Here is a 24,296-nt window from a genome sequence, read left to right as displayed (position 1 = left end):
TTCAGAAGGGATTATTGCTGGAAAAAGACTCGGCAATCGCCACACCAACGTTTTTCAGCCGACAGGTTGCCGCCAGCTCGTCCTGAAGATTAACAAACAGGCACGGCTCGCCTTCGCATTCCACGACGGAGCTGTCCACTTCAATATCGCTCAATGCCTGGCTGAGGGTATCCATAATCGGCCACGCTTTTTCCCCGTCCGGGCTCAGCAGCTTAAGGCCAATCAGGGCATCCTGATCGGGCTGGCCGTTTTGCGGAATCGGTTCAACTTTGGAGCCTGCAAAACCCGTCAACCAGCGATAGCTGTGCGGCAGGCGGTGCACGATGGACAGTTGTATGGTATTCAATTTCATTTCCCCGGAAGTTCCAGTCGGCAATCTAACGCAAATAGTTTACATAAAGGTTAACACAATGTTGATAAATTGCGTTTAAACGAGTATGAAAACGGTTTACATCCATTGTAGTAATTTAAAAACTAACGCTTTATTTTTGTGCTCCGGCACGCGTTTCGGCGCTATATGTATCGCTTTCTGAGATCTAACTCAACCTTTTTAACTACAAAGTTGTGACTTTTTACAGTTGAGCCTTTTACATATGCGAAACATATATCCTGTATCGGGTCGCCGGACAGCGGGGTTTCAGCGGGGAAAACGGGCGTTTCAGGAGAGAAACGCCCGAGGGTAATCAGGCTTTTGCGTTACGGGCTTTGCTGGCGTACAGATAGAACAGCACGGAGGCGGTGGCGCAGAAGGCGATAGATAAGATCATCGGCCAGGCGGTATTAAAGGTTGCCACCGACAGCAGCGCCCCGGTCAGCGCGCCGATGCCAAAGCGGAAGGTGCCGGCCAGCGACGAAGCCGTTCCGGCCATGTGCGGGAACTCGTCAAGAATGACCGCCATGCCGTTGGAGGAAACCATCGACACGCAGCTGATAAACACCGCCACGCCGAGCACCATCGCCCAGAAGCCAAAGTCGAACTGGCTGCTGATAACTAGCCATATTGCCATCGCAAACTGGATGTACAGCCCGGTGCGGAACATATTGATGGCCCCAACCCGGCGTACAAAGCGGCTGTTTACCATGGTCATAAAGAACAGGAAGACCACGTTCAGCGCAAAGTAGTAGCCAAAATGCTGCGGCGAAACGTGGTTTAGTTCGATGTAAACAAACGGCCCGGCGCTAAGGAAAGAGAACATTCCGGCGAAGCTGAAGCCGCTGGCCAGCATATAGCTGAGCACGCGCTTGTGGCGAAACAGCGTAGCGAAGTTGCCCATCGTAGTACGCAGATGAAATTTCTGTCGCATCTCGGGCGCGAGCGTTTCGTGAATAAAGAAGAAAATCATCGCTGACGCCAGCAGCGCCGCGGCGGCGAGGATCCAGAAAATCGCGTGCCAGCTAAACCACACCAGCACCGCTCCCCCGACCATAGGCGCCACAAGCGGCGCAATGGTGGTGATCAGCATCACGAAAGACATCATCCGCGAGAACTCTTCTTTCGGGTAAATATCGCGCATCAGGGCGTTAATCACCACGCTTGCCGCCGCGGCCGCCAGGCCATGCAGGAAGCGCATCGCAATCAGCTGATCGATGGTCTGCGAAAGCGCACAGGCGATAGCCGCGAGGGCAAAGACCAGCGTACCGCCCAGCACAACCGGCTTGCGCCCAAGACTGTCGGCCATCGGCCCATAAAAAATCTGCCCGATAGCAAATCCCAGTATATAGGTACTGAGGGTCATCTGCGCGCTGCCCGCCGGCACATTAAAGCCCCTGGCAATCATCGGCAGCGCCGGTAGATACATATCGATGGAGAGCGGCATTAGCATCGCCAGCAGGCCAAGGATCACGATAATACCGACAGAAGAGTTCTGTTTACGGCTCAAAGGTCACTCCGGAGATTAGGGCATGCCGACGCTGGCAATTTCCTGTTCTGTTAACGGGCGGTACTCACCGGGTGCCAGCTCAGGATCCAGTGCGATTTCACCGATGCGCTCGCGGTGCAGGCCAACAACGCGGTTACCGACCGCCGCAAACATGCGTTTGACCTGGTGGTAGCGACCTTCGCTGATGGTCAGCCGCACCTCCGTCGGGGTAATCACCTCCAACACGGCAGGTTTGGTGAGGTCTTTCTCATTATGCAGTTGAACACCCTTAGCGAAGTGTTCCGCCGTGCCCTCTGCGACCGGCGACTCGAGCGTGACAAGATAAGTTTTTTCGCAATGATGGCGTGGAGAGGTAATGCGGTGCGACCACTGGCCATCGTCCGTCATCAGTACCAGACCGGTGGTATCGATATCCAGACGGCCTGCGGCATGCAGCTTGTGCGCCACCGGCACGTCGAGGAAGTAGAGCACCGTCGGATGATCGGGGTCATCGGTCGAGCAAACGTAGCCCTGCGGCTTGTTGAGCATAAAATAGCGCGGGCCGTTTTGCTGGGTTAGCGGGTTATCATCAAACGCCACCTGGTGCTCCGGCAGCAGTTTAAAGGAGGCGTCGCGCACGACTTCACCATCAATGGTGACGCGGTTCGCGCGGATTTCACGGCCAGAGATAGCGCGGCTGATGCCAAGCTGCTGAGAAATAAATTTATCGAGTCGCATTAAAAGTATTGCCTGTTTCATGAAGGTGCCGACAAACGAGATTGCGGCCGGGACTGAAGCCCAAATTCAGGTGGAAATTGGTTTGCCTGATAATTAGTTTGCCAGTATAGCGACATCAAAAACTCTCTCAAGATAAAACCGTGCTTTATGGCATAATCGTTGCTGTCATTTGAGAAGAAGGTCGAAAAACCACCCCGCCATGTCTTTTACTCTACGCCCATATCAGCAAGAAGCCGTGGACGCCACCCTCAGCTACTTCCGTAAACACGCTGAGCCGGCCGCGATCGTGCTCCCTACCGGTGCGGGAAAAAGTCTGGTGATAGCGGAGCTTGCGCGAGTGGCTCGCGGGCGGGTACTGGTGCTTGCTCACGTAAAAGAGCTGGTGGCACAAAACCACGCCAAATACGTTGCCCTTGGGCTGGAAGCGGACATCTTTGCCGCCGGGCTGCAGCGCAAGGAGAGTCAGGGAAAAGTGGTTTTTGGCAGCGTTCAGTCTGTTGCCCGCAATCTTGAACATTTTCACGGCGAGTTCTCTCTGCTGATTGTCGATGAATGCCATCGCATCGGCGACAGCGACGAGAGCCAGTATCAGCAAATCCTCACCCATCTTCGCAGTAACAACCCAAAACTGCGGCTGCTGGGGTTGACCGCCACGCCCTACCGCCTCGGCAAGGGCTGGATTTATCAATTTCACTATCACGGCATGGTCCGAGGCGATGAAAAGGCGCTGTTCCGCGACTGCATCTATGAGCTGCCGCTGCGCTACATGATCAAGCATGGCTACCTGACGCCGCCGGAAAGGCTCGACATGCCGGTGGTGCAATACGACTTCAGCCGTCTGCAGGCGCAGCCCAACGGGCTATTCAGCGAAGCGGACCTGAACCGCGAGCTTAAGCAGCAAAAACGCATCACGCCCCATATCATCAGCCAGATCGTTGAGTTTGCCGCCGAGCGGCGTGGCGTGATGATCTTCGCCGCTACGGTAGAGCACGCCAAAGAGATCACCGCCCTGCTTCCCGCCAGCGACGCGGCCCTGATTACCGCCGACACGCCCGGCCCGGCGCGCGATACGCTGATTGAAGCCTTTAAAAATCAGCAGTTCCGCTTTCTGGTGAACGTTGCGGTCCTGACCACCGGCTTTGATGCGCCGCACGTGGATCTGATAGCTATCCTGCGCCCTACCGAGTCGGTTAGCCTTTACCAACAAATCGTTGGCCGCGGCCTGCGCCTGTCACCGGGCAAAAAAGATTGCCTGATCCTCGACTACGCCGGTAATCCGCACGATCTCTTTACCCCGGAAGTGGGCAACGCCAAAGGCAAAAGCGACAACGTGCCGGTGCAGGTGTTTTGCCCTTCCTGCGGGTTTGCCAATACCTTCTGGGGGAAAACGACCGCAGACGGCAAAGTCATTGAACACTTTGGCCGCCGCTGCCAGGGCTGGTTTGAGGACGACGACGGCCTGCGCGAGCAGTGCGACTACCGCTTCCGCTTCAAGAACTGCCCCAACTGCAATGCGGAAAACGATATCGCCGCCCGCCGCTGCCATCAGTGCGACCACGTGCTGGTCGACCCGGACGATATGCTTAAAGCAGCCCTGAAGCTGAAAGATGCGCTGGTGCTGCGCTGCAGCGGGATGACGCTACATCACGGTGGAGATGCTAAAGGTGACTGGCTGAAAATTACCTATTACGACGAAGACGGGGCAGACGTTAGCGAGCGCTTCCGTCTCCAGACACCGGCCCAGCGCATGGCGTTTGAACAGCTTTTTATTCGCCCCCACTCACGCGCGCCCGGCGTGCCGCTACGCTGGATAAACGCGGCTGACGTTGTCGCCCAGCAGGAGTTGCTACGCCACCCGGATTTCGTGGTTGCCCGTAAGAATGGCCAGTTCTGGAACGTACGTGAAAAGGTTTTCGACTATCAGGGTCGCTTCCGCCGGGCCAATGAATTGCGTGGTTAAGCGGTACTTTTCATTGCCGACAGAGTCAGATATGGCTATAATGCCGCCCGCTTTTGCATCCGCAAAGCAGAAAACTTTACCTGCTGCTGGGTCGCCTGTAGCAGGCTTATTTAAAGAGAAACAGTCAATGTTTACTATCAATGCAGTAGAACGTAAAGAGCAGGGCAAGGGTGCGAGCCGCCGCCTGCGTGCAGCAAACAAATTCCCGGCTATCGTTTATGGTGGCGCGGAAGCTCCTGTATCCATCGAACTGGATCACGACTCCGTAATGAACCAGCAGGCTAAACCTGGTTTCTACGAAGAAGTTCTGACCCTGTCCATCGACGGTAAAGAAGTAAAAGTGAAAGTTCAGGCTGTTCAGCGTCACCCGTTCAAGCCAAAACTGACTCACATCGACTTCGTTCGCGCTTAATCGCGAGTTAAGTTCGAAAAAAAACCCGCTTCGGCGGGTTTTTTTGTATCTTGAGTGACGGATTATTTGATTAAGGTCTGGCACCCAGAGATGAGCGACATGTTTAAACCAACTGCACACACGTCCGTTGAAAAAGCGACGCCCCAAACGCTTCAGACGATACAAAGCTATCACGCTCATATCTATTTTGATGGTCCGCAGCAACGGCTTGCGGCAGAAACACTACGCGAAGAAATCGCTTTGCGCTTTTCCGTTCTGCTTGGCCGCTGGCACGATGTTCTGGTCGGCCCTCATGCCATGCCGATGTACCAGGTGGCGTTTACGCCCGAAGAGTTTGCACGCTTTGTACCGTGGCTGATGTTAAACCGCCGCGGGCTGACCGTGCTGCTCCATCCCAATAGTGGCCAGCCGAGAGCTGACCATACTGAGCATGCCGTATGGATGGGTGAAAAGCTCGAAATTATCAACTTACAGCGCCTGCCCGAGCATGAAGAACCGGAGCCACCGCTGACGCCTAACACGTCGCCTTCAGTGGCTCCATAACGAGAGGCTGTGGCGTTTATTTACCGGAAGTGCGGCGCTGGAGCTGATCGCGCAGGTTCGGCGGCGTGCCTTTAATCGTCAGAGTATCGGTCGCCGGATCCCAGAAAATACGCTCGCCCATCAGCATGGCATCAAAGCTAATCGTCAGCCCGCCGCCGCTACCGGCATATTTGGTCAGCTGACGCAGCGTACCGCGATCCGCCGGGAAACTCTCTTCCAGCTCGTAACCCTTCTCAGCGGTAAACTGCTGGAAATTCTTATCATCGACCGCCCACGGCAGCTCATCGGCTAAAGAAGAGAGTTCAATCTCTTCTCCTGCCTGCAGCTGCTCGTTGCAGTAGGCGTAAACCTGCTGACGCGCAGCCTGGCGTTCGTTTTTGTCCAGCTGAGCTTCCTGAGTGAAGTCGTCGAGCGCCTGCAGCAGGCCTTTGTTCTGAGCTTTGGCGTTCAGACCTTCGCTGGCCCCGAGGAAGTCCATAAAGAAGTCAGCCACTTTGCGCCCTACTCTGCCCTTGAGGAAGGTCAGGTAGCGGGTAGATTCCGGGTTGGTTTCCCATTCGGTCAAATCAATACGCGCCACGATATCCGCGTGATTGATGTCCAGATAATGGGTCGCGCTAATGTCCAGCTCTTCGTTCACGCGCATGCTGCTCAGGTTATTGAGTACCGCCACCAGCAGATATTCCACCGCCAGATAGCGGTAGTGGCAAAACAGCACAATGCCGCCATCAGCAAACGGGTATTTGGCAAGCTCATCGCGCAGACGGCCCGTTGCCGCCCGGCTGAAGGCGAGAAAATCTTCATCGCCATTGCGCTGTAAGCGCAGCGCTTCCGCCAGCTCACTCTCTTCGCTGAACAGGCCATAAGCTTTATTTTTAGCGCTGTACACGCGGTGCAGCTCCGCCATCATCTCTTCGACGGCACCGTCGGTTGCCAGCAGCGAATCGCGAAGCACGACGTCCAGCGTCTGCTCATCGCGCTTAATCAATTGATGCAGGGCAATCTGGTTGATATCCAGACTCATGTTAAACTCTCCTTTAAGACCGGGCGGTATTCAACCACTGCCGCTACCGGGACGCAAGTCGTGATAAAAAAGCGGAAAAATCGTCCCTGCTACGGTAAGATAATGCCCTTTCCCGAAGACGAATGATTTTTAATTTATGCCACAAACATCCCGCTACAGTGACGAACAAGTTGAAGCGATGCTGACCGAACTGGCCGGCGTGCTGGAAAAACACCACGCGCCTACCGATCTTTCCCTGATGGTGCTGGGAAATATGGTCACCAATCTGATTAACACCAGCGTGGCGTCCGCTCAGCGTCGTCCTTTGGCTCGCTCTTTTGCCGAGGCGCTCCAGGCTTCGGTGAGCGAAGATAAAGCCCACTAAGGAACTATCGTAACAAGTTATGGTGACTAACCGTCAGCGCTACCGCGAAAAAGTTTCCCAGATGGTCAGTTGGGGACACTGGTTCGCCCTGTTTAATATCCTGCTGGCCATGCTGCTGGGTAGCCGCTATCTGTTTATTGCCGACTGGCCAACGACGCTGACGGGGCGAATTTATTCGTACCTTAGCGTTGTTGGGCACTTTAGTTTTTTGGTGTTTGCTGCCTATTTACTGCTTATTTTTCCGCTGACGTTTATCGTCATGTCGCAGCGGCTGCTGCGTTTTATCAGCGCGGCCCTGGCTACGGCGGGCATGACGCTATTGCTGATAGACAGCGAAGTTTTCACGCGCTTCCACCTCCACCTGAACCCCACCGTCTGGGAGCTGGTGATAAACCCCGATCAGGGGGAGATGGCTCGCGACTGGCAGCTGATGTTTATCAGCGCGCCGGTGATCCTGCTTATTGAGATGCTGTTCGCGACGTGGAGCTGGCAGAAGCTGCGCAGCCTGGGTCGCCGTCGCCAATACGCTCGTCCCTTGGTCATTTTGTTCTTTATCTCTTTCTTTAGCAGCCACCTGATGTACATCTGGGCGGATGCCAACTTCTATCGCCCTATTACCATGCAGCGGGCGAACCTGCCGCTCTCTTACCCGATGACGGCACGCCGCTTCCTTGAGAAACACGGCCTGCTTGATGCCCAGGAGTACCAGCGCCGCCTGGTTGAACAAGGCAGCCCGGAAGCGCTGTCGGTCCAGTATCCGCTGAGTAACCTGCAGTTCCGCGATATGGGCATCGGGAACAATGTGCTGCTGATAACCGTAGACGGCCTGAATGCCGACAGCGTGGGCAAAGATATGCCGGCGCTGAATGAGTTTGCGACCGGCAATATTCGTTTCACTCAGCATATGAGCTCCGGGAACAACACCGACAGCGGCATCTTCGGCCTGTTCTACGGCATTTCTCCGGCTTATATGGACGGCGTGCTTTCTAACCGCACGCCAGCCGCGCTGATTACCGGTTTAAATCAGCAGGGCTATCAGCTGGGCCTGTTTGCCTCAGACGGTTTTAATTCGGCGATGTACCGCCAGGCCCTGCTCTCCGATTTCTCGCTGCGCCCGGCAAAAAGCCAGAGCGACAGTCAGACGGCAACGCAGTGGATTAACTGGCTGAACCAGTATGCCTCCGACGATAACCGCTGGTTCTCGTGGGTAGCCTTTAACGGCACCAGCATTGACGACAATGGCAATCAACAAAGCTTCGAGCGCCGCTATTCCCACGCGGCGGGCAATGTTGATGAGCAGATTAAACGCGTGCTGGACGCGCTGCAGGCGGCGGGCAAACTGCAAAATACGGTAGTGATCATTACAGCCGGGCACGGTATCCCGCTCGGCGAACAGCGCAATACTTTTGCCTGGTCACGTTCTCATATTCAGGTGCCGCTGGTGATCCACTGGCCGGGTACGCCGGCGCAAACAATTACCAGGCTCACCGATCATCAGGATGTGATGACAACCCTGATGCAGCGCCTGCTTCACGTTAAAACGCCGGCAAATGAATATTCTCAGGGCGAAGATCTGTTTGCTGCGACTCGGCGGAATAACTGGGTGATCGGCGCGGATAATGAAACCCTGGCCGTAACAACGCCGGAAATGACGCTGGTGCTCAGCAATAACGGCAACTACAAAATGTACAATCTGCAGGGGAAAAGGATCGAGGAGAGCAAACCGCAGCTTGATTTGTTGCTGCAGGTTCTCACCGACGAGAAGCGCTTTATCGCCAACTAATTGTATATTAATAAGACAGTTAGCGATGACTCTCTTGCAATCAACGCGGAAAAATGTACTATTATTCTTCTGCGTCGGCACGTAGCGCAGCCTGGTAGCGCACCGTCATGGGGTGTCGGGGGTCGGAGGTTCAAATCCTCTCGTGCCGACCAAATAAACATTTAAAACCAGCCTCTTACGGCTGGTTTTTTTATGCCTGAATTTTGCCTGGAAGAAGAGTGACGGCTATTTGATCAAAAACTTAAGCCGATAGACGGTTTCTTTGAAGCTTTTCTTTTCGAAGCGTTTAAACAGATCGAACCAGCGGCTTTTACCCAGATAGTTGAGCTTTATCAGATCTGGCCGGAAGTGGTAGCACATCAGGAAGATCCCCTGATCGTCATCGACGATATTGTTATCCAGCGTCAGCTTCTGGCAGCGGCACATCAGCGTGTAGAACTCCTGCCACTTCTCTTTCGCTCCCACCAGAGCCCCACCAATAACAAAAACGTGGTTACCAATCATATAATCAAAGACCGAGTTAACGGACTTCGCCTTTAACCCTTTCTTGATAGTAAAGAAATGCATCTTGTTTTTATCAAAAGGCCAGGACCAGCGCTGAAGACCATTGGTGGTCTCAGGCGTGCGGCAATAGCCAAAATCGACCCACGCCACGAGGTCATCTTTAACCAGGCCGAGGTCGATAGCTTTTTTGACAAAGAACGCTTTTAAATTACAAACCAGCACATATTCAGGCGACCAGTATTCTGGATTAATGAGCTGCCGAGTCTCCAGCCGGGAACGGAAAGATTCATCCTGCTGAATGCGGGCTATGCGCTTTTTGATGTGGGCGAACTTCTTATTCACATCTATCGTAATGACCGTTGTCGGCCTGTTTCCCCGAAGCGCCTCGACTTTCGGCTTAAGATCGCTGCTGGTAAACACCACCATGTTGTTATCCAGCTTCGCCAGATTAGCAAAGTAGTTCAGATAGCGATCGGTAGTACGTTCAAGATGGGGCGAAAAACCTTTATCGGCGGTCCACTGCCCTCTTCCGATATCAAAAAAAGCGGTTACGATTGTAATTGAAGAGTTCATAGCATCCATAACAGAGGTCGTCATCACCGCGACTATAACATAGCGTCGCGGTGAATCGTTGTTGATGTCGGGTTACAGCAGGAACAGCGTAGCCAGACCGAGGAAGATAAAGAATCCGCCGGTATCGGTGATCGCCGTGATCATCACGCTTGAGCCAACGGCCGGATCTTTACCCAGCCTGGTCATCGTCATCGGGATCACCACGCCCATCAGCGCCGCAACCAGAAGATTCAGCACCATCGCCAGCGTCATCACGCCGCCCATCGCCGCATCGTTATACAGTAGCCAGGTGATAGTCCCCATCACGCCGCCCCAGACCAGACCGTTGATCAACGCAACACCCAGCTCGCGCATCATCAGGAACGAGATATTCCCCGCCTGAATATGCTGCAGCGCCAGCGCGCGTACGATCATGGTAATGGTCTGGTTACCGGTATTGCCGCCTATCCCGGCCACAATCGGCATCAGCGAGGCCAGCGCCACCAGTTGAGAAATGGTATGTTCAAACAGCCCAATCACTCGCGAGGCGACAAAAGCGGTACAGAGGTTTATCGCAAGCCATGCCCAGCGGGTGCGGACCGCTTTGCTGACTGGCGCAAACACATCTTCTTCAGCGCTCAGGCCACCCATACGACGCAGGTCGCTGTCGGTTTCCTCGTAAACCACATCCACGATCTCATCGACCGTTAAACGCCCCATCAGTTTGCCGGCGCTGTCGATAACCGCGGCGCTGATCAAGTCATCACGCTCAAAGGTACGTGCGGCTTTTTCATCGTGATCTTCCGGCGCAAAACAGGTGGGGTTATCGTCCATCACCTTAAATACCGGCGTCTGCGGCGAATGCAGCAATATCGCAGTGAGATCCAGCTCGCCTAACAGCGTTTTGTCGCGACTGGTGACAAACAGCTTATCGGTATTCTGCGGGACTTTTCCCCGAATGCGGAGATAACGCTGAACGACCGCAAGAGTGACGTCAGGGCGCACGGTGATCACCTCAAAGTCCATGATCGCGCCGACGCTGTGTTTATCATAGTGCAGGATCTGGCGGACCTGCGTGCGCTCATTTTGCGGCATCGTCGCCAGCAGGCGCCCCACCAGGTCACGGGGTAGGTATTGCGCCAGGTAGATCTGATCGTCAATATCCAGCGGACGCAGCGCGTTAAGCAGCGCTTTATCGCTCATATCCGCAATCAGGTCATCCCAGACCGTTTCTGATGCCTCAACCAGCACGCTGCCGCGCCGCTCTTCCGTAATGAGGCTCCACAGCGCTAAACGCTCTTCCGTTGGCAATGCCTCCAGGACATCGGCGAGATCCGGCGCGGGCAGTCGCCCTACCAGCGTCACTATCTCGGCGATATCCTGCTCGGCACTTTGCGTTTCAGCAATCGGCTCCTTGGCCAGAATCCCACTGGCGACGGCCTTATTCATCAGCAGGATCTGCAGGATGCGGGCACGGTCCTGGTCACGCTCTTTGGTGCTGTACTTCTGAATCGCTGTCATAAATAAACTTTTCCCTGGAAACGACGAGTTAGTTTATAGCGTGGGAAGATGAAGAAAACAAAAACCAGCCTTAATAGACTGGTTTTTTTTACTTTGTTTAGAGAATGCTGACCTAATGGCCCGTTCTCGCTACGGCATCGCGGGAAGCCTGCTCCCGCTCGTGACCGGTAAGTTCGCTGAGCTGGCCCTGCCGCATTTCCAGCAGTCGGTCTGCATGAATGAAGTAGTGGTCGTCGTGGCTGATAGCAAACACCGTTTTCCCCATTTGCTGCATCAGCGGCAGCAGGACCTGGTAGAATTCGCGGCGGAAGTGTGGGTCCTGGTCTGCGGCCCACTCATCCAGTAGGATGATATCCCGCTCCTCAGCCAGCGCCAGCAGCAGCGCCACACGTTTACGCTGCCCTTTCGAAAGCTTGAGGTTAACAATGGCGCCATTTTCCAGCTCCAGCTTGTTGCTCATTTTCAACCGCTCCAGCCAGCTGTTAACCAGTTCGGGATTAGCCGGTTTTCCCTGCGGCCCCAGCAGGCGATCGAACAGCCAGACGTCGGTGAACACCGCTGAAAATAGCTTGCGGTAGTCATCCTGGGATCCTGCATCAACCCTTTGACCATCAAGGTAAATGGCACCGCTCTCCGGCTGGTACAGACCGGTAAGTAACATCGCAAGGGTAGATTTTCCGCTGCCGTTACCGCCAATCAGGAACAGCAGCTCTCCGCGCTTGAGGGTAAGGTTAAGCGGGCCCACGCTGAAGCTATTGTCAGCGTAGCGGAACACCACATCCCGCATCTCGAGCTGCTGCCAGCTCCCGGGTTCCTTAGAGCGAGGGAACGCTGCAGCGTAAGGCGCAAGCTGGAACTTGTTCAGCTTATTGAAGGCTACCTGAGCGCTGAGCAGCGTCGGTAAGGCGCCCACGGCAGAAAGCAGCGGCGTGCGCAGGAAGAGCAGCGTTAAGGAGAAAGTCGCCGCAACATTGGTGTCGGACCAGCCCAGGCTGTTAGCCATGTAAAAGACCAGGCCAATCGCCCCCAGCATCATAATATTTGACCAGTTGACCGCGCTCAGATGGTAGGTATCCGCCCGGATGATATTGTTTCGGTAGTCGGCGGCATGAGGCGTGTAGGTGTCTTCGTAAATTCGTTCGGCGCGCTCGCGGTTAAGCGCCAGCTCCTTGCGACCTTCGATAACGGTTTGATAGTCGTTATAAAGCTTGTCTTCGATTTCCCGAAGCTGGGCCATATGTTTGTAAACCCGCGCCACCAGCAAATAGCCGCCCACAATCGTGATCACCAGCCAGACGGTGGTAACCCCCAGCATTTTCGGCGAGAGCCAGGCCAGGTAGGCCGCAGAGCCGATAGTCAGGATAACGCCCTGCACCAGCTCAGGCAGACGTACAAATGCGATGGTAATATTACGAATATCACTGGTTAAACCCGCCAGCAGCGCCGCGCTGCCGAGCTGTTCCACTCGCTCAACGTCGGTATCCAGCAGGCGCTTAATAAACTCGCTGCGCAGACGAAAAACAAAATGGTGACCGAGAGTAGTTAACGCCAGTTGGGAACCCAGCGTCACGGCCATCAACAGTAAGAGCAGGCCCAAAAATTCCGGCAACACGGCCAGGGTGAGATCTGGAGTTTCAATCAAGCGCTGATTGATAAAGGCAATAAGACCGATGCCTAACGCTGCGCTTGCCAGGCTTAACGCCATGACCATCATAAAAGGCCAGCGATACTGGCGATAAACCACTCGAAGTAGCTCCATGATTTCCTACCTGCAAAACAAAACAGCGAGCAGTTTAAACGGCTTGCCCCTCACATCAAGAATAATTCTTATTTTTATTTGCCTTACGACGCGCGGCGGAAAGTCAGGTTATAGCGGAACTGGTCGGTGAGGGGGTGAAAGCCGGGTTTGAGGGGCAGAATACCGTGATAGAAAAGGCGAGATGCGCCTCCCCACACGACAACATCGCCATGCTCAAGCATTACACGCTGCAGCGAATCGCTACGCTGCAGGCCGCCAAACTGAAACACGGCGGGTAGCCCAAGCGAAACAGAAACAATCGGCTGGCGCAAATTAGGCTCGTCTTTATCCTGATGGAGAGAAAGTTTTGTTCCTGCCGCATAGCGGTTTATCAGGCAGGCGTCCGGCTCAAAATCAGCATAGCCCGCAGCAAGCGAAGCTCGCGCGCAGAGATCCTTAAAGAGAGAGGGAATTTGAGGCCAGCGCTGGCCGGTCAGAGAATCCTGTGGCGAGTAGAGATAGCCGTTCTGATTCGTACTCCAGCCCAGCGCACCACAGTTAGTCATCGCCACCGACATGGTATGCCCGCCGGGGGTGACCATATGACGGAAGGGCGCTTGCTGAGATACCTCATGCACGCCCGCCATCAGGGCCGCAGCATCCTCCCGAGCAAAACGCCGCAGAATGATCGCGCCCTCGGCAAGCGGCTCTTCCCATGGAGCCTCATCGGCAAACAAATCCAGCATTACTCCTCCCGGCTTCTCGTCTCGTTTTCCAGCAGCTGGCGTTTACGCTCTACGCCCCAGCGGTAGCCGGACAAACCACCATCGCTACGAATTACGCGGTGACAGGGAATAGCGACCGCGAGCGTGTTGGCAGCGCATGCGCCTGCCACGGCACGCACGGCGGCTGGCTTACCAATGCGCGCTGCCAGCTCGCTGTAGCTCACCGTAGCGCCAGGCGGAATGGCTCTTAGTGCCTGCCACACCTGCTGCTGAAAGGCCGTGCCGCGAATGTCCAGCGGTAAAGTAAACTCCGCCGTTGGTGACTCAATAAAGCTTACGACCTGCGCCACACGCGAAGCAAACAGCTCATCACCCGGCATGAGCTGTGAACGAGGAAACTCGGCTTCCAGCTCACCGATTAACGCTTCAGCACGTTCGCCTAACAAAATCGCGCAAATGCCACGCTCGCTTTCAGCCACCAGGAACTCGCCCAGCCGGCAGGTGCCGACGACAAACTGCACCTGTGCACGAACGCCCCCCTTTCGATACTGGCTCGCCGTCATGCCCAGCGTCTCGTCGGCCCGATGGTAGAACGCACTGCCGGACTGAAAGCCAGCATCAAAAATGGCCTTGGTCACCTCTTTGCCCTGAGCGAGTCCCTGGCGCAGGCGGCGGGCGCGATGCGCTTTTTGCCATTCATTCGGCGTCAGGCCGGTGACGCTTTTAAACAAGCGGTGAAAGTGAAAGCTGCTCATTGCAACCTGCCCCGCCAGCTCATCAAGCGTGAGGGATGACTCGCTGGATTCGAGGATGCGGCAGGCTTGTTCGATGCGCGCCACTCGTTGAAGCTCAGGGGCAAGCTTGTCTGGCTGACAGCGTTTACAGGCCCGAAAACCAGCCGCCAGCGCGGCTTCAGGCGTCTCGTAGAATGCGGTGTTTTCACGAAGAGGACGGCGAGCGCTGCAGGAGGGTCGACAAAAAATACCTGTCGTTTTGACGGCGAAAACAAACTTGCCGTCAGCCTGGGCATCCCGCTGCTCAACCGCCTGCCAGCGCCGCTGCTCTGTAATATAACCGTTGCTCTGTTTCATCATTGCGACCTCATGCTTGTCTTAACGATACCATCATGACAGCCCTGGCCGGATGAAAAACTCGGGTTCTTGCTTTTTAATTTTTTTCCTCAAGAAGGAAAGTTTTGAACTGCGGCGACATCCAGCTACGGAAACCATCGCCCTCTTTACTGATAAGATAAACCGCCAGCCCTTCTCTCTCTGCAACCTGCTTCGCTTTCTCCTCCCCCAGCACCATCAGACCCGTATCCCAGCCATCTGCCTCCATAGCCGTAGTCGCGATGACGGTTGCGGAGACCAGCTTGTGCTCTATAGGTCGCCCGGTCTGCGGGTTAATGATGTGCGAGATACGTTTGCCATCCAGCTCATAATAGTTTCGATAGCTGCCTGAAGTACTGATCCCGTGGCCGTTAATATCCACCATTGCCTGCACGGCATTTTCCCGATCCGTCGGCTTCTGAATTGCCACGCGCCACGGTTTGCCATCCGGGTTCGTCCCACGAGTGGTCACCGCCCCGCCGACGGAAACCAGGTAGCGGCTAATGCCGTTCTGCTCCATCAGACGTGCAAGGTGGTCCGCCGCGTAGCCTTCACCGATGGTCGACAGATCGACGTACAATCCGGGCAGATCCTTTTGCATCCACTGTTTACCGGACGCATTCACTACCTTCAGGTGCTGCAGGCCAGTGAGCGCCTTCGCCGCATCGATCTGCGCCTGGTCTGGCGTGTGCAGGGGCTGTTTATCTGGCCCAAAGCCCCAAAGATTGACCAGCGGCCCAACCGTGATGTCCATCGCCCCTTCGGTTTTTGCACCGATGCGCAGCGCCATGGTGACGATATCGCTCATCGCCTCGCTCACCGGATACGGCTCGGTGCTGGTGGACTGATTAAAAAGGGACAATGCCGAATCCTTTTTCCAGGTCGACATCAGCCGGTCATCGCCGTCCAGCTGCTGCTGAATTTTCTCCTGTAGCGCCGCTTTCTGAGCGGCATCCACATCAGCCAGGCTTACGCGCCAGTAGGTTCCCATAGTCTTACCCTCAATCACCACCGCCTTTGCGGCGCTGTTTTGGGCGTTATCGCACCCTGCCAGGGCTAAAAGGGCTACGGCAAAACTGCCGCGGCGAATAAAGCGTAAATCCATGGTGTAACTCTCCTGTTTCGGGAGCCTAAGGGTACAACAAAAGAGGCAAAGGGATGAGCCAGGCGGCGGGTCATTGAGGTTTGAGACATTAAAAAGGCGCCTTGCGGCGCCTTTATCAGCTTGAGCTGAATTAGAACTGGTAAACCAGACCTACGCCCACAACGTCATCGGTAGCGATGCCGGTTGCCTGAGTGAAGTCATTTTTGTCCAGCAGGTTGATTTTGTAGTCAACGTAGGTGGACATGTTTTTGTTGAAGTAGTAGGTCGCGCCCACATCAACGTATTTCAGGATGTCCTGGTTGCCGTAGCGTTCAATGTTTTTACCTTTAGACTGCAGGTAAGCTATGGAAGGACGCAGGCCGAAGTCGAACTGGTACTGCGCAACCACTTCAAAGTTCTGCGCTTTATTAGCAAAACCGGAGATTGGGCTGGTGCTGCTGCCAAAGCGTGTTGCGTTATAGGTCTGGGTGTACTGCGTTGCCAGGTAGATGTTGTTGGCATCGTATTTCAGACCGCCGGTGTAGGTGGTGGCATTATCACCGTGACCCAGCACGTTAGCCGTGTTGTTCTGGTCGGTCGTACGTTTGGAGCTGGCAACAGCAGAACCGATGCTGAAACCTTCACCCAGATCGTAGGTCAGGGAGCCGCCGAAGCCGTCACCGTTCTGCTTCAGAACGCCACGGCCGTTGTTGGTAGAGCCTTCACCGCTGACGCTGCCGTTTTTACCCTGATACTGCAGAGCAAAGTTCAGGCCGTCCACCAGACCGAAGAAGTCGGTGTTACGGTAGGTTGCAACGCCGTTAGCACGGGACTGCAGGAAGTTGTCAGAACCGTAGGTATCACCGCCGAATTCTGGCAGCACGTCGGTCCATGAAGTGACGTCGTAAACAACGCCGTAGTTACGACCATAGTCGAAAGAGCCAGCCTGGCCGAACTTCAGACCAGCAAACGCCAGACGAGTCCATGCCTGGTCGCTTGAGCTTTCAGTGTTGTTTGCCTGAACGTTGTATTCCCACTGGCCGTAACCGGTCAGCTGGTCGTTGATCTGGGTTTCACCTTTGAAGCCGAAGCGAACGTAAGTCTGGTCGCCGTCAGAGCCTTTGTCGTTGGAGAAATAGTGCAGACCATCGACTTTACCGTACAGGTCTAATTTATTGCCATCTTTGTTATAAATTTCGGCTGCATTTGCAGCGCCTGCTACCAGCAGAGCCGGTACCAGAAGGGATAGTGCTTTAACTTTCATCTTATTAACCCTCTGTTATATGCCTTATTTTATTTACCACTGCTTACTGATTACCCTCTAATCAGTCGGCAAAATCATTGTCCAAAACAAATCCTGAATAATCCAATGAGAATATGATACGAAAACTATATAGATGTTTCAATTACCTATATAGATGTATCAAAATGTAAAATGAAGGGAACTTTTTTTAGCACGAATAGCTAAAAATATAAGCATGAATAATCAAAAAATAATAACACCACATTAAAATCAATAAGTTAGACAAAAACATAAAAATTAGCACTCAATGATAATTCTTTTCTGACTTTCGGAGATAAAATCATACTCGCTATCATCATTAACTTTATTTATTACCGTCATTCGAATCTGAATGTCTGTTTACCCCTATTAGTACCGGATGCTCGCATCCGGTTTTTTTTTGCACTTCTTTACACAACTTTAATATTCCTGTGCTACCGCCGCAATTTATAACGTCTGTTAATTAAACGATCTACTTTTTTTCTCCATATTTAAGCTGCGATACAGATCTTTCTTAAACCGCTCCATTTTCCTGCTTATACGACTGGCCACAGAGAGCCGCGCAAACGCCCGCTCCACAGTAAAAACCTACCGCCCTTCCTTAACGCAAATCTTTATTAAAGGATTTTTCCTAATAATCAGTGACCTGAAAAACTGTTAAGAAGTCCTTATACTGCGTCAGAGTGCTGACGGCACAGCCATATAAAGGTATTCTTAGCATCGGCCTGCGTGAAGGCGCTAAGGCGAAACGGCCCACTTCCCACATTGGGCTCTCTATCAATCAGGATTGGCGAGGCTTCGCCGGGTTACATACATACAATGAGCCAGTCTGAGAATTCATCGTTAAACAGGTTTTCGCTGTTCCCCGGCAACATTACGCGTTTCTTTCTGCTGCTGACCGTCGTGCTGCTTGTCTCAATGGGCGTACTGGTGCAGAGCGCTGTCAACGCCTGGCTGAAGGACAAAAGCTACCAGATTGTCGACATCACTCATGCCTTGCATAAACGCGTTGAGACATACCGCTATGCAACCTGGCAAATCTACGACAATATCGCCACCGCTCCGGCCGCCTCAGGTGAAAGCCTGCAGGAAACACGTTTGCGCCAGGACGTTTATTACCTCGACAAGCCACGCAGCAAAACCGAAGCGCTGATTTTTGGTTCCCACGACAGCTCAACGCTGGAAATGACGCAGCGTATCTCCGGCTATCTGGACACGCTGTGGGGCGCGGAAAATACGCCGTGGTCGATGTATTACCTTAACGGCCAGGACAACAGCATGATCCTGGTCTCTACGCTGCCGCTTAAAGACCTCTCCTCGGGTTTTAAGGATTCAGGCGTCGGCACCATCGTCGACTCACGCCGTGCGGAGATGCTGCAGCAGGCCAATGCTCTGGACGAACGAGAAAGCTTCTCGCCGCTGCGCAAGCTTAACTGGCAAAACGGCCGCTATTTTACGCTTAGAACTACCTTCAACCAGCCAGGGCATTTAGCTACCGTGGTGGCCTTTGATCTGCCCATCAATGACCTTATTCCACCGATGATGTCGCTGGACAGCTTCCAGCTCTCTCCGGACGATCGCCAACGGGCGGTAGCCACGGGAACGGATAAAGACGATGCGGACAGCGTGAGCATTAATTTCAATAACGCCCGCATCGAGATCACCGCGCCGGTGGCAACTACGCAGCTTCAGCTGGTCTGGCAGGTGCCGTTTGGTACCCTGATGATGGATACGCTGCAAAATATTCTCCTGCCTCTGCTGCTGAATATCGCGCTGCTGGGGTTGGCGATATTTGGCTTCGCGACCTTCCGTCAGCAGCCTCAGCGTCAGACGGAAAGCAATGCAGGCAACGGTGAACTGCAAATTCTGCGGGCGCTGAACGAAGAGATTGTGGCGATCCTGCCGCTTGGCCTGCTGGTTCACGATCTCGACGCTAACCGTACCGTGATAAGCAATAAAATTGCCGACCACCTGCTCCCTCACCTGAACCTGCAAAACATTATTTCAATGGCGGACCAGCACCAGGGCGTTATTCAGGCGACGGTAAACAATGAGCTGTATGAGATTCGTCAGTTCCGCAGTCAGATAGCCCCGCGCACGCAGATTTTTGTGATCCGCGATCAGGATCGTGAAATTCTGGTAAACAAGAAGCTCAAACAGGCCCAGCGGCTGTATGAAAAAAACCAGCAAGGGCGTGCAGCCTTTATGCAGCATATTGGCGAGGCCCTGCAGCTGCCAGTTAAGCAACTGGCTGAACATGCCGCAGAAATCCCCGACAGCCAGCATCTGCAGCTGGCAAACGATGCCCAAACCATTGTGCGGCTGGTCGATGAGATTCAACTACTGAATATGCTGGAAGCCGACAGCTGGAAAACCCACGCCAGCGAGTTCTCTATTCAATCGCTGATCGATGAGGTCGCGCTGTCGATGTTGCCTGTTATCAAGCGTAAAGGGCTGCAGCTGCTTATCAACAACAACCTCCCGGCCGACGAAAAACGCCACGGCGACAAGGAGGTACTGCGTAAAATTCTGGAACTCCTGCTGCATTATTCCGTCACCACCACGCAAATCGGCAAAATCACGCTCGATATCAGTGAGGAGGAGGCCGGGCCCGATCGTCTGCTGTTCCGCATCCTGGATACCGGTAACGGGATTGGCGGCGGAGAGGTCGATAATCTGCACTTCCCGTTCCTTAACGAGACCAGCGAAGACCGCTATGGTCAGGCAAATGGGCTGGCATTTTATCTCAGCGATCGCCTTGCCCGTAAGCTAGGTGGGCACCTGAATATCAAAACGCGCCCGGACATCGGCACGCGCTATAATCTCCACATCCGCATGACGGCGGAGCCCCAGGCGGATGCTCAGGAAGAGAAGCTGCTGGATGATGTGGTCGCGATGCTCGATATTACCTCCAATGAGGTGCGTAATATTGTGACCCGCATGCTGGAAAACTGGGGCGCAAACTGCATTTCTCCGGACGAGAGACTGGCAAGTCAAGAGTTTGATATTTTCCTTACTGATAATCCGTCTAATCTTACTGCTTCAGGCTTGCTTTTAAGCGATGATGAGAACGGGATGCGGAAAATCGCGCCTGGTCAGTTCCGGGTAAACTTTAATATCAGCAATGCCATGCAGGATGCCGTCCTGCAGCTGATTGAGAACCAACTGGCCGAGGAAGAGACGCCGGACTCGCCTCTGGGCGGCGACGAAAACGCTCAGCTGCACGCCAGCGGTTATTATGCGCTGTTTGTTGATACGGTACCGGAAGATGTCACCAGACTGTATACTGAATCCGCAGCGGGCGACTTTGCTGCTCTGGCTCAGACCGCGCACCGCCTGAAGGGCGTGTTTGCGATGCTGAATCTGGTGCCCGGCAAACAGTTATGTGAAACCTTGGAACACCACATTCGTGAAAGTGATGTTCCAAATATACAAAAATATATCAGCGACATTGATGCTTACGTCAAAAGTCTGCTGTAGCAAGGTAGCCTATTACATGAACAACATGAACGTAATTATTGCTGACGACCATCCGATTGTTCTGTTCGGCATTCGTAAGTCTCTTGAGCAGATCGAATGGGTGAATGTTGTCGGTGAATTTGAAGATTCCACAGCGCTTATCAATAACCTGCCAAAGCTTGAAGCCAACGTCCTGATCACCGATCTTTCCATGCCGGGTGACAAATACGGCGATGGCATTACGCTGATCAAATACATTAAGCGTCACTTCCCTGACCTGTCGATCATCGTTCTGACCATGAACAACAACCCGGCGATTCTTAGCGCGGTGCTGGATCTTGATATCGAAGGGATAGTCTTAAAACAAGGCGCGCCGACCGATCTGCCAAAAGCGCTCGCCGCCCTGCAGAAAGGCAAAAAATTTACGCCGGAAAGCGTTTCCCGCCTGCTGGAAAAAATCAGCGCGGGCGGCTATGGCGATAAGCGCCTGTCGCCGAAAGAGAGCGAAGTGCTGCGCTTGTTCGCAGAAGGTTTCCTGGTGACGGAAATTGCCCGCAAGCTGAACCGCAGCATTAAAACCATCAGCAGCCAGAAGAAGTCGGCGATGATGAAGCTGGGCGTGGAAAACGATATTGCCCTGCTGAACTACCTCTCTTCCGTTAGCCTGACCCCGGCGGACAAAGAGTAACCTTCACGCTAAGCATCAAAGAAAAAGCCTCGTATTTGACTACGAGGCTTTTTTTATTGTCTGGTTTTATCAGGCATCGCGGCTACTGCGCACCCGGGCGGCATACACCGCAAGGGTCTGTTTGATCACATCCAGCGTTACCGGTTTAGACAGACAGCTGTCCATGCCGGATTCCAGACAGCGCTGCTTCTCTTCCGCCAACGCGTTTGCCGTCACGCCGATCACCGGCAGCGTCAGACCAAGCTGGCGAATACGCTGGGTCAGGCGGTAACCGTCCATATTCGGCATGTTGACGTCGCTAAGCACGATATCAATATGATTTTTGCTGAGCACGTTAAGCGCGTCGACACCGTCGTTTGCCGTTTTGCACTGATAGCCGAGCGAGCCAAGCTGATCCGCCAGCAGACGGCGGTTAATCGGGTGATCGTCAACCACCAGAATCATCATGTCGTCGTTCTGTTCGCTTATTTCGCTGGCCGCGGTCAGTGACGGAGAGCTGCCCGGCACGTCTACGTCGATACTGTAAATTCGCCCTAAAAGCGGCAGCAGCTCATGAGGCGCGGCTACGCTGTTTACCCAACAGCCGGGTTTGAATTCAACCGGAATACCGATGTGACGACGGCAGAAGACAATGGCCGCCCGCCCGCTCCACGGAGCAGAGAGCGTTTCATCGGCTATCAGGATATCGTCGCTGCCAGGCGTCTCTCCGTACCAGGTTTGAGCCTGCAGCCCGTTATCCAGCAGCAACGACTCCAGGTAGCTGCTGAGGGAGTCGTTACGCACCGCCAGCCAGCAGCGTTTTCCGGCCAGCCCTTCGACGTTATTTTTCGGCGCAAACTGCGCCTTATACAGCGGTATGCGAACCGTAAACTGGCTCCCCATCCCCGACTCAGTGTCCACGGAAATATCGCCGTCCATCATGCTGATTAGCTTTTCGCAAATCGCCAGCCCCAGCCCGGTCCCCTGGAAGTTACGCTGTACGCCGGTCCCCACCTGGAAGAACGGATCGAACAGGCGAGTCACTTCTTTGGTCGGGATACCCACGCCGGTATCGCGCACCCTGAAGCTCAGGTAATCCCCTTTAATCGAGACATGCAGAATGATGCAGCCGACGTCGGTGAACTTTATCGCATTGCTCAGCAGGTTGGAGATCACCTGCTGCAGGCGCATCGGATCCCCCTGCAGCGTTAGCGGCACGTCGGCATCGATAAAGCAGTAAAGCCCAAGCTGTTTGCGGACCACCAGCGGCAGATAGTTGGCGGTAATATGGCTCATCACTTCGCGAGGCGAAAACTCACGCGGCTCAATTTTTAGCTGCTCAGACTCGATTTTTGAGAAGTCGAGAATATCGCTGATAATTTTCAGCAGCAGGCTGGAGGAGTTGTTCATTGCCGTTACCAGCCGGTCGACGCCCTTCGGCAGCTCTTTTGTTTGCAGGAGATCGAGGTTACCGATAATACCGTACAGCGGCGTTCTCAGCTCGTGGCTCACCGTGGCAAGGAACATGGATTTCGACTGGCTGGCCTGCTCAGACGCCTGAGCCATCTCCTGCAGCGACTCTTCCATCTTCACGCGGGCGCTCACGTCTACCAGCACGCAAATCGCTACGTTCTCATTGCGATAGCGCGAATGCACAAAGCTAATCTGTAGATTGGTATGGTTGCTGGTCACCACATCGACAAAATTGACCTGCTGGCCGCAGATGATCTGCGTCAGCCTTTGCCGGTCCTCATGGGTCAGCATATTGAGGTAGTTGTGTGCCAGTTCGTTACTCAGAATATTAGTGCCGTCCTGCGTTCGCAGAATACAGATCCCGACCGGCGCCGAGGCGACAATTTTGCGGTTGAACTGCTCATGCTCTTCCAGCCTCTGGGCATCGCTTTCCGCCGGAATAAAGATCCTACGCTCGTACATGCGCGCCAGGGTGAACAGCAAAACGCCCACCAGCACGTTGAGTAACACCGCGTTGAGGATCAGCATCCGGATGCTTTCAAGCACCAAATCTACGGGCACCGAGTAGATCACGCTCAGCGAGGACGGCGGCAGGTTTTTCTTCAACACCAGCGCCTTAAACCCTGAGGTATAGCCAAACCACGATCGCTCCTGAATCCAGCGGTTTTCAGGTTCGATCCGTGCCTCCGGGCCGGTCAGCGAAATCAGCGGATGGCCATTTTCATCCAGAATGGTGACGCCGATAGGCAGCGTGCCCGGCGTCAGGAAGTTCTCCATGCGAACCGTCTGTTCAATGCCCAGCAGCGCCTGCAGGCGCGTGGCCAGATAGACCGGCGTCAGGGTATAAAAGTAGCCAATCCCGGCGCGAGGCCCCTGGCCAATCCAGTAGATGCTGTTGGCCCGTTCATCCTGCGGCGCGGTGCGGTACTTCATGATGCGCTCGTGCAGGGTTTTCAGCGCGTTCTCCCGCTCCAGCGGCATATCCCGCAGGCCAAAGTCCGCCATACACAAATTATCGCCGCCAATCAGGAACACCCGGTTGAGATCGTAAGCGGCGGAGAAGTTATCGCGCCAGTAGCGCAGGAACCAGGAGAGAGACTGCAGCGAGCTTCGCCACGTCGCACTGACCGCCGAACAGTCCGAGTCCGGGAACAGCGGCATAAAGGCAGGCGCTTCGGTTTTGTCGTCGTTTTGCTCTAGCGGCGGCAGCACGCCGTTTGGCGCAGTAAGGCGGTTTTCAGCAATGTACTTTAGCTCTTTCACCACGTCCGAGGTGCGCTGAATATAGCGCTGAGCCTGGTCAAAGCTGATATTAAATTCCTGATGGATCTCAGACTCTTTGTCGTGCAGCGCGTTGACGATGTAAAACACGGAAAATAGCGCGATCAGCAGCCAAAGCAGAAGCGCAAGCGCCCTGAACAGGTAGCGCGAAATTTTAAGGGTGCTGCGAAAAGAGACGAGATATTTCAAATTGAGCCTGACGGTACGCGAGCGAATAA

The 24,296-nt window shown here is 54.2% G+C and carries 19 protein-coding genes and 1 tRNA gene; 8 read left to right on the top strand and 12 right to left on the bottom strand.

All coding sequences use genetic code 11. From position 1 onward, the window contains the following. Position 1: 1 nt before the first annotated feature. The 3 genes from EL098_RS06795 to rsuA form a co-directional block, all read right to left on the bottom strand. On the bottom strand, positions 2 to 346 hold the full coding sequence (locus EL098_RS06795) for a YejG family protein (protein WP_126355546.1): 345 nt from the start codon (positions 344 to 346) through the stop codon (positions 2 to 4). 337 nt (positions 347 to 683) lie between these two features. Beyond that, complete coding sequence (locus tag EL098_RS06790) at positions 684 to 1,880, bottom strand: Bcr/CflA family multidrug efflux MFS transporter (protein ID WP_126355545.1); 1,197 nt, start codon at positions 1,878 to 1,880, stop codon at positions 684 to 686. 15 nt (positions 1,881 to 1,895) lie between these two features. Then, complete coding sequence (gene rsuA / locus EL098_RS06785) at positions 1,896 to 2,597, bottom strand: 16S rRNA pseudouridine(516) synthase RsuA (protein ID WP_126355544.1); 702 nt, start codon at positions 2,595 to 2,597, stop codon at positions 1,896 to 1,898. Between the two features lie 199 nt (positions 2,598 to 2,796). On the opposite strand from rsuA, the gene EL098_RS06780 reads away from it, so the two are divergent. The 3 genes from EL098_RS06780 to EL098_RS06770 all read left to right on the top strand — a co-directional run bounded on the left by EL098_RS06780 (position 2,797) and on the right by EL098_RS06770 (position 5,512). Continuing rightward, the gene (locus EL098_RS06780) at positions 2,797 to 4,557 is read left to right on the top strand and encodes a DEAD/DEAH box helicase (RefSeq protein WP_126355543.1); all 1,761 of its coding nucleotides are present in this window, start codon (positions 2,797 to 2,799) and stop codon (positions 4,555 to 4,557) included. Between the two features lie 127 nt (positions 4,558 to 4,684). Next, positions 4,685 to 4,969, top strand: coding sequence for a 50S ribosomal protein L25 (gene rplY, locus EL098_RS06775; RefSeq protein WP_038480998.1), 285 nt, complete (start codon positions 4,685 to 4,687; stop codon positions 4,967 to 4,969). Positions 4,970 to 5,068: 99 nt separating this feature from the next. Then, positions 5,069 to 5,512 (top strand): DOPA 4,5-dioxygenase family protein, encoded by a 444-nt coding sequence (locus tag EL098_RS06770; RefSeq protein WP_232012340.1) that lies wholly within the window; start codon positions 5,069 to 5,071, stop codon positions 5,510 to 5,512. Positions 5,513 to 5,528: 16 nt separating this feature from the next. On the opposite strand, the gene yejK is transcribed toward EL098_RS06770, so the two are convergent. Next, entirely contained in the window at positions 5,529 to 6,536 is a 1,008-nt protein-coding gene (yejK, locus tag EL098_RS06765) for a nucleoid-associated protein YejK (RefSeq protein WP_126355541.1), read from the bottom strand. 136 nt (positions 6,537 to 6,672) lie between these two features. Here yejK and EL098_RS06760 point away from each other — a divergent pair, with 136 nt between their 5' ends. The 3 genes from EL098_RS06760 (at position 6,673) to EL098_RS06750 (ending at position 8,835) form a co-directional block, all read left to right on the top strand. Next, positions 6,673 to 6,900, top strand: a complete 228-nt coding sequence (locus EL098_RS06760) for a YejL family protein (RefSeq protein ID WP_016537389.1) — start codon at positions 6,673 to 6,675, stop codon at positions 6,898 to 6,900. A 19-nt stretch (positions 6,901 to 6,919) separates the two neighbouring features. Then, on the top strand, positions 6,920 to 8,683 hold the full coding sequence (gene yejM, locus EL098_RS06755) for an LPS biosynthesis-modulating metalloenzyme YejM (protein WP_126355540.1): 1,764 nt from the start codon (positions 6,920 to 6,922) through the stop codon (positions 8,681 to 8,683). Positions 8,684 to 8,758: 75 nt separating this feature from the next. Then, a tRNA-Pro gene (locus EL098_RS06750) sits at positions 8,759 to 8,835 on the top strand. A 73-nt stretch (positions 8,836 to 8,908) separates the two neighbouring features. Here EL098_RS06750 and yibB read toward each other — a convergent pair. The 7 genes from yibB to EL098_RS06715 all read right to left on the bottom strand — a co-directional run bounded on the left by yibB (position 8,909) and on the right by EL098_RS06715 (position 17,180). Continuing rightward, a complete protein-coding gene (yibB, locus tag EL098_RS06745; RefSeq protein ID WP_126355539.1) occupies positions 8,909 to 9,760 on the bottom strand; it encodes a protein YibB in 852 nt (283 codons plus the stop codon). Between the two features lie 72 nt (positions 9,761 to 9,832). Then, the gene (gene mgtE, locus EL098_RS06740; RefSeq protein WP_126355538.1) at positions 9,833 to 11,260 is read right to left on the bottom strand and encodes a magnesium transporter; all 1,428 of its coding nucleotides are present in this window, start codon (positions 11,258 to 11,260) and stop codon (positions 9,833 to 9,835) included. 112 nt (positions 11,261 to 11,372) lie between these two features. Further along, on the bottom strand, positions 11,373 to 13,019 hold the full coding sequence (locus tag EL098_RS06735; protein WP_126355537.1) for a multidrug ABC transporter permease/ATP-binding protein: 1,647 nt from the start codon (positions 13,017 to 13,019) through the stop codon (positions 11,373 to 11,375). A gap of 83 nt (positions 13,020 to 13,102) precedes the next feature. Continuing rightward, complete coding sequence (alkB, locus tag EL098_RS06730) at positions 13,103 to 13,744, bottom strand: DNA oxidative demethylase AlkB (protein WP_126355536.1); 642 nt, start codon at positions 13,742 to 13,744, stop codon at positions 13,103 to 13,105. Further along, positions 13,744 to 14,817 carry a bifunctional DNA-binding transcriptional regulator/O6-methylguanine-DNA methyltransferase Ada gene (gene ada / locus EL098_RS06725; protein WP_408609111.1) on the bottom strand — a complete coding sequence of 358 codons (1,074 nt, stop codon included), beginning with the start codon at positions 14,815 to 14,817 and terminating at the stop codon, positions 13,744 to 13,746. Before ada ends, alkB begins: the two co-directional genes overlap by 1 nt. A gap of 73 nt (positions 14,818 to 14,890) precedes the next feature. Continuing rightward, positions 14,891 to 15,937 (bottom strand): FAD:protein FMN transferase ApbE, encoded by a 1,047-nt coding sequence (gene apbE, locus EL098_RS06720; protein WP_126355535.1) that lies wholly within the window; start codon positions 15,935 to 15,937, stop codon positions 14,891 to 14,893. 130 nt (positions 15,938 to 16,067) lie between these two features. Beyond that, complete coding sequence (locus EL098_RS06715; protein ID WP_126355534.1) at positions 16,068 to 17,180, bottom strand: porin OmpC; 1,113 nt, start codon at positions 17,178 to 17,180, stop codon at positions 16,068 to 16,070. A gap of 837 nt (positions 17,181 to 18,017) precedes the next feature. Here EL098_RS06715 and rcsD point away from each other — a divergent pair. Then, complete coding sequence (gene rcsD / locus EL098_RS06710; protein ID WP_126355533.1) at positions 18,018 to 20,678, top strand: phosphotransferase RcsD; 2,661 nt, start codon at positions 18,018 to 18,020, stop codon at positions 20,676 to 20,678. Between the two features lie 16 nt (positions 20,679 to 20,694). Then, complete coding sequence (gene rcsB / locus EL098_RS06705) at positions 20,695 to 21,345, top strand: response regulator transcription factor RcsB (protein ID WP_038480967.1); 651 nt, start codon at positions 20,695 to 20,697, stop codon at positions 21,343 to 21,345. Between the two features lie 69 nt (positions 21,346 to 21,414). On the opposite strand, the gene rcsC is transcribed toward rcsB, so the two are convergent. Next, on the bottom strand, positions 21,415 to 24,267 hold the full coding sequence (rcsC, locus tag EL098_RS06700; RefSeq protein ID WP_126355532.1) for a two-component system sensor histidine kinase RcsC: 2,853 nt from the start codon (positions 24,265 to 24,267) through the stop codon (positions 21,415 to 21,417). Between the last annotated feature and the right edge of the window lie 29 nt (positions 24,268 to 24,296).

The sequence above is a fragment of the Cedecea lapagei genome, assembly GCF_900635955.1.
GTDB lineage: Bacteria > Pseudomonadota > Gammaproteobacteria > Enterobacterales > Enterobacteriaceae > Cedecea > Cedecea lapagei.
Note: the sequence above shows the minus strand (reverse complement) of the source record. Positions and strands in the feature narration are given on the sequence as shown.

What these genes read in the sequence shown, in the direction of transcription:
- EL098_RS06715 (WP_126355534.1), bottom strand. Translation starts at nt 17,180, where the DNA reads ATGAAAGTTAAAGCACTATCCCTTCTGGTACCGGCTCTGCTGGTAGCA.
- mgtE (WP_126355538.1), bottom strand. Translation starts at nt 11,260, where the DNA reads ATGACAGCGATTCAGAAGTACAGCACCAAAGAGCGTGACCAGGACCGT.
- EL098_RS06770 (WP_232012340.1), top strand. Translation starts at nt 5,069, where the DNA reads ATGTTTAAACCAACTGCACACACGTCCGTTGAAAAAGCGACGCCCCAA.
- EL098_RS06735 (WP_126355537.1), bottom strand. Translation starts at nt 13,019, where the DNA reads ATGGAGCTACTTCGAGTGGTTTATCGCCAGTATCGCTGGCCTTTTATG.
- ada (WP_408609111.1), bottom strand. Translation starts at nt 14,817, where the DNA reads ATGATGAAACAGAGCAACGGTTATATTACAGAGCAGCGGCGCTGGCAG.
- rsuA (WP_126355544.1), bottom strand. Translation starts at nt 2,597, where the DNA reads ATGCGACTCGATAAATTTATTTCTCAGCAGCTTGGCATCAGCCGCGCT.
- apbE (WP_126355535.1), bottom strand. Translation starts at nt 15,937, where the DNA reads ATGGATTTACGCTTTATTCGCCGCGGCAGTTTTGCCGTAGCCCTTTTA.
- EL098_RS06780 (WP_126355543.1), top strand. Translation starts at nt 2,797, where the DNA reads ATGTCTTTTACTCTACGCCCATATCAGCAAGAAGCCGTGGACGCCACC.
- alkB (WP_126355536.1), bottom strand. Translation starts at nt 13,744, where the DNA reads ATGCTGGATTTGTTTGCCGATGAGGCTCCATGGGAAGAGCCGCTTGCC.
- EL098_RS06760 (WP_016537389.1), top strand. Translation starts at nt 6,673, where the DNA reads ATGCCACAAACATCCCGCTACAGTGACGAACAAGTTGAAGCGATGCTG.
- rcsB (WP_038480967.1), top strand. Translation starts at nt 20,695, where the DNA reads ATGAACAACATGAACGTAATTATTGCTGACGACCATCCGATTGTTCTG.
- yejM (WP_126355540.1), top strand. Translation starts at nt 6,920, where the DNA reads ATGGTGACTAACCGTCAGCGCTACCGCGAAAAAGTTTCCCAGATGGTC.
- rplY (WP_038480998.1), top strand. Translation starts at nt 4,685, where the DNA reads ATGTTTACTATCAATGCAGTAGAACGTAAAGAGCAGGGCAAGGGTGCG.
- yejK (WP_126355541.1), bottom strand. Translation starts at nt 6,536, where the DNA reads ATGAGTCTGGATATCAACCAGATTGCCCTGCATCAATTGATTAAGCGC.
- rcsD (WP_126355533.1), top strand. Translation starts at nt 18,018, where the DNA reads ATGAGCCAGTCTGAGAATTCATCGTTAAACAGGTTTTCGCTGTTCCCC.
- yibB (WP_126355539.1), bottom strand. Translation starts at nt 9,760, where the DNA reads ATGAACTCTTCAATTACAATCGTAACCGCTTTTTTTGATATCGGAAGA.